Annotated in this window: 6 protein-coding genes; all 6 read right to left on the bottom strand. The window is 69.4% G+C overall.

Annotated elements, in window-relative coordinates; all coding sequences use genetic code 11:
- Nucleotides 1–129 precede the first annotated feature (129 nt).
- The 6 genes from ACZ7RU_RS14680 to ACZ7RU_RS14655 all read right to left on the bottom strand — a co-directional run bounded on the left by ACZ7RU_RS14680 (nt 130) and on the right by ACZ7RU_RS14655 (nt 4,434).
- On the bottom strand, nt 130–429 hold the full coding sequence (locus ACZ7RU_RS14680) for a hypothetical protein (RefSeq protein WP_470341299.1): 300 nt from the start codon (nt 427–429) through the stop codon (nt 130–132).
- A complete protein-coding gene (locus ACZ7RU_RS14675; RefSeq protein ID WP_470341298.1) occupies nt 422–871 on the bottom strand; it encodes a YbaB/EbfC family nucleoid-associated protein in 450 nt (149 codons plus the stop codon). Before ACZ7RU_RS14675 ends, ACZ7RU_RS14680 begins: the two co-directional genes overlap by 8 nt.
- Nucleotides 872–1,007: 136 nt before the next feature.
- The gene (locus tag ACZ7RU_RS14670) at nt 1,008–3,296 is read right to left on the bottom strand and encodes a hypothetical protein (protein ID WP_470341297.1); all 2,289 of its coding nucleotides are present in this window, start codon (nt 3,294–3,296) and stop codon (nt 1,008–1,010) included.
- Nucleotides 3,297–3,376: 80 nt separating this feature from the next.
- On the bottom strand, nt 3,377–3,742 hold the full coding sequence (locus ACZ7RU_RS14665) for a hypothetical protein (RefSeq protein WP_470341296.1): 366 nt from the start codon (nt 3,740–3,742) through the stop codon (nt 3,377–3,379).
- Between the two features lie 21 nt (nt 3,743–3,763).
- Nucleotides 3,764–4,072 carry a WXG100 family type VII secretion target gene (locus tag ACZ7RU_RS14660; RefSeq protein ID WP_470341295.1) on the bottom strand — a complete coding sequence of 103 codons (309 nt, stop codon included), beginning with the start codon at nt 4,070–4,072 and terminating at the stop codon, nt 3,764–3,766.
- A 35-nt stretch (nt 4,073–4,107) separates the two neighbouring features.
- Nucleotides 4,108–4,434, bottom strand: a complete 327-nt coding sequence (locus ACZ7RU_RS14655; protein WP_470341294.1) for a hypothetical protein — start codon at nt 4,432–4,434, stop codon at nt 4,108–4,110.
- Nucleotides 4,435–4,445 lie beyond the last annotated feature (11 nt).

The following is a 4,445-nucleotide window of genomic DNA, read 5'->3' as shown; positions in this document are numbered from 1 at the left end:
GATCGACACGGTGGTGCACTCCTGGCAGTGGTCGAACGGAGGGAGGGAAGAGGGAAGGAAGGCACCCGGGGGCGGGGTCCGGCCGGCCGCCGGCACCCGCCCCCAGGCACGGCGGGAGGCGAGGGCGCGTCAGACGCGGCTGGCGTCCTCGTCGGCGTCGTTGAGGATCGCGGAGGTGTTCTTGCCCCCCTGCCCGGCGCTCTCGACCGTGGCCCGCACCTTCTTGAACAGCGCCGTGACGGAGGCGGTGGGCTCGTCGACGTTCTCGTGGTACGTCTTGCCGATCTCGTCGTTGCCGGCCGAGTTCTTGTTGTACTCGTTGATCTCCCGGGTCCTGCCCTCGATCTCCTTGAACAGGTCGGACAGCTCGGGGTACTTGGCGAACTTGTCGGTGAGGTCGGACAGTGCGGTCAGGGTCTGCTTAGCCACGGAACTCCTCCTGCCGGTCGCGCTTGCGCCGCTCCTCCGCCGCCGCCGCGTCGGCGAACCCGGGCCGCATCTGCCGCAGCGGCGCGAACAGGTCGTCCAGTTCGGTGCCGCCGACCATCGAGGCCGCCAGGGTCTCGCCGAGGCCGCTGAACCCGCTCATCGTCGCGGCCACCCGGTCCCCGAGGTCGGCCCGCGCGGTGTTCAGGACGTCGATGATCGCCTTGGACAGCTCGCCCGGGGCCATCGAGCGGTAGGCGGTGGTGTGGAAGGTCAGCGACACCACCTGTCCCTGGGCCCCGACCACGGCGGTGAGCAACCGGTCCTTGGACGTCACCGAGGCGGTCGCCAGCTCCAGCTCCTTGGCCGCCGCGGCCATCTTGACCTGCTGTTCCTCCAGCGCGGCCATCGCCTGCTCGATCTGTGCGGTGAACGGGAACTCCACGCCCGCACCTCCCTCTCTTCCCGAGGGCGCGCCCCGGGCCCGGAGGCGCCGGGCCCGGAACGCGCCGGTCCATGGGGTCGTACGGTCCTCTCTACGGCTGCGCCCGCCCACCGGGTTCGACGACGGCCGCGGATGCTCAGCGCCCGATGACGCCCGTCACCGCACCGGAGTCGGTGCCCCAGACCTCCTCGTCCTCGGACAGCCAGGTGGTGCGCTGACGCTCCTTCTCGCCCTGGCCGGGCGCACCGGCGCCCGCCCCGGCGCCCATCGGCGGCATCATCGGGCCGGTCATGCCGTTGGTCCCGCCCGTGGTCGGGATGCCGCGGCCCATCAGCTGGGACTCCTCGGCGGCGGCCGCCGCGGCTCGCCCCCCGGCGGTACGGCCGGACTGGGCCTCCGCGGCGAGTTCGGCGCTCCTGACCGGGTCGCTCATCGCGGCCGCCCTGCCGCCGATGCCGAGAGTCGGCGGCCCGGCCGCGACGGTGCTGCGGCCACCGGACCCACCGGAACCGGTGAACGGCCGGCCCAGCAGGTCGGTGCCGCCCTTGAACGAGGTGGTGAAGTCGCCGCTCCCGGAACCGGTGGAGATCCCGCCGAGCGACGGCAGCCCGGTCCAGTTGCCCCCGATGGAGCCCCTACCGGGATATTCGGCCCCGGTAGGAGGACGGCCGGCGAGGAGGGCGTGCGCCTGGTCGTTCATCAACTGCTCGAACTGCGACACCGGCTTGCCGTCCGACCCCAGGACGGTGCCTTCCTTGTCGATCGTGTCGTCCTTGCCGAGCACGACCAGGTTGCCGTTGACGTCCTTCAGCAGCTTCCCGTCCGGGCCGGTGACGGTGCCGTCATCGTTCCGCTTGGACCCGACGGGCACCTTGAAAGCTCCCCCGCCGGTACCGGTGCCGGTGCCGGGGACGGTGCTCGGCGGGCCGACCGTCGTCCCCGGGGGGACGACGAGCGGTTTGCCGTCCTTGTCGAGCACCGGCTTGCCGTCCGGGCCGATCACCTGGCCCTTGCCGTTGACGGTACTGCCGGGCGGCACGGTGATCGGCTTGCCGTCCTTGCCCCGCAGCGGATTCCCCTTGCCGTCCAGCAGGGTCGACTGGCCGCCGGTCCCGGAGCCGTTCCTGCCGCCCGTGCCGCCGGGGGTGCCGGGCACCGTCGTGGGCGGCGGAGGCGGGATCTTGCCCGTGCTGCCGCCACCGGGGCCCGTCTTGTCCTTGTTCTCGGGGTTCAGGTCGTTCTTGCCCGAGCCGCCGCCCGGGCCGCCGCCCCCCGTGCCGCCGTCACCGGTGCCGGGCGGATTGGGGCCGTCCTTGGTGGGCGGCTTGTCGGTCGGCAGCCACTTCTGCGGCGCTTCGAGCTTCGTGAGAACGGCGGTGGCGTGGTTGTACTTCTCCTTGAAGGTGGCCATCACGTCGGTCGCCTGTTTGTCCAGGACGATCTGGATCCACGCCGTCCAGATCTTCTTGGAGATGTCGTCGATCCAGGCCTTCAGGGCGTCCTTGTTCTCCGGCGAGGGGGCGGCTCCGGTGGCCGAGAACTTGAAGGTGTGCCTTCCGTCGCTTTCCTTGGTCATCGTCGGCTGCACCAAGGCCGTGGCCGCGCCGAAGGCCGAATGGACGCACTCGGAGGGCCAGGAGAAGGACGTCCCCTTCCCGTCCTTGTCCTTGTCGTCGTTCTTCAGGGCCCACTTCGTCCCCGACTCCAACCGCGAGTCCGGAACCGCCCGCCAGGCGTTGTAGCCCTGGTACAGCCCGTACACGGCGGTGCGCAGCGCATCCGCGGTGTCCTTCAGGCACTTGGCCTTGGTGTCGGCGTCGTCGCCGAGCTCGACGTGCATCTGGATGAGCTGGTTCCGCAGCCCGATCAGGACCTCCTTGAACCGGCCCGCCGCACTGCCCTGGAACTCGCTGCCCGCACCCTCGACGCTGTCCGCCCAGCTCTGGACGGTCTTCTGCTGCTCCTTGACCCAGGTGTTGGTGTCGGTGATGACTTTCGCGGCGTGGTCGAAACTCGGGGCGCTGGTGCGGTCGTTGTAGCCACTGCCCCAGATCAGCGGTCCGAGGATCTGGTCCGCGGCCTTCCCGAAGTTCCCGAGCGGGGTGTCGTTGTTGGGCGCGCCCTCCGGCGGCTTGAGCTGCCAGAAGTCCCAGTCGCACGTGACGCCGACGATCGTGCTGAACACGTAGGTTTCGCCGGGGGCGTCGTAGACCCACTCGGCCCACATGTCGAAGCCGGCCTGCTCGCCCTTCTTGTACGGTTTCAGGGCGTCGTTCGTCGACTTGAGGGTACTGCTGACCGTGATCCCGGTGATCCACGGCTTGCCGGTCACCGCGTCCCGACTCATGATCGAGCTCTGGGTCGAGGACGCGAACGCCGCCAGGGCCTGTTCCCACGGATACGGGCTGGGTGCTGTCTCTGCCATGGCTTCCTTCTGGAGGCGTGCGGATGGAACGGTGTCGGCCCGGTCGCCGGACGGGTGCTCCGCCCGGCGACCGGGGGGACTCAGCCGGTGCCGGTCGTGGGCTTCGTGACGCCGCCCAGGACCTCGCCGAAGAGCTCGATCGTCTCCGCCTCCGTCAGGCTGTGGTCCTCGCCCTCCTGGAACTTGGTGCCGGCCATCTCCAGGTCGAGCTTGATCTTCTTGACGTCGGTCTGGATCGTGGTCAGCGCGTCCTTGACGCTGCCCATGAAGCCGTCGACGCCCGTCTTCAGCGCCTGGATCTCCGGCACACTGTTGTTGCCCGGCAGCACGGGCGGGCAGACCTGCACCTCGGTGGCCTCGGTGCCGAGGTCGATCCGGAACGTCTCCAGCTTCGTGGCGAACGCCTTGAGCCCGCTGGTCGAGACCTTGATCGTGGTGTCACCCATGGGACCGTCTCCGCCTCGTGACTAGCCGAACTGCTTCCGCGCGCTCTGGTCGGCGTCGGTCATGATGTGGTGCATGTTGGTGAGCTTGCCGCCGGCGGCGATGATGTCCTGGTTCATCTGCCCTGCGTTCGCCGTCACCGCCTGCTTGAACTCCGTGAAGGCGTCGGCGGCAGCGCCCTGGAAACTGCCGCTCTCGGTCAGGGAGTTCAGCTTGCGCTCCACCTCCCACAGGGCGTCGTCCATCAGCTTGCCCGCCTGTCCCAGCTCGCTCGCGGCCTGGGCGACGGTCTCGTGGTGGAGCTGGATGCTCCCGAAGTTGTCCATCGACATGGTGTGCTCGTTCCCTTCCTGTCCGCGATGCGCCGTCAGGCGCCGTTCAGCGCCGTGACGATGCCGTCGGCGGCGTGCATCCTGGCCTCTTCCTCGGCGTGGCTGAGGACCTGGTCGGCAACCTTGGTCGCCTCAGCGAAGCGCTCGAAGGCCCCGATGACCGTGTGGTAACGCGTCATCCAGTCGTTGACCTTCTCCTGGAAGGTCGAGCTGGCACCGGAGATGTAGCCGGCGGCCAGCTCCTCCTTGATCCGCTCGACCGTGCGGCCGGCGGTGATCATGTCCTCGATCTGCTGCTCGATGTCGGACAGCGCCTTGCGGATCGCCTCGTCCTGTTTGTTCAAGTTCGCCGGCGTGCTCACCAGGTGCTCCT

The sequence above is a fragment of the Kitasatospora sp. NPDC114501 genome (assembly GCF_055633695.1).
Note: the sequence above shows the minus strand (reverse complement) of the source record. Positions and strands in the feature narration are given on the sequence as shown.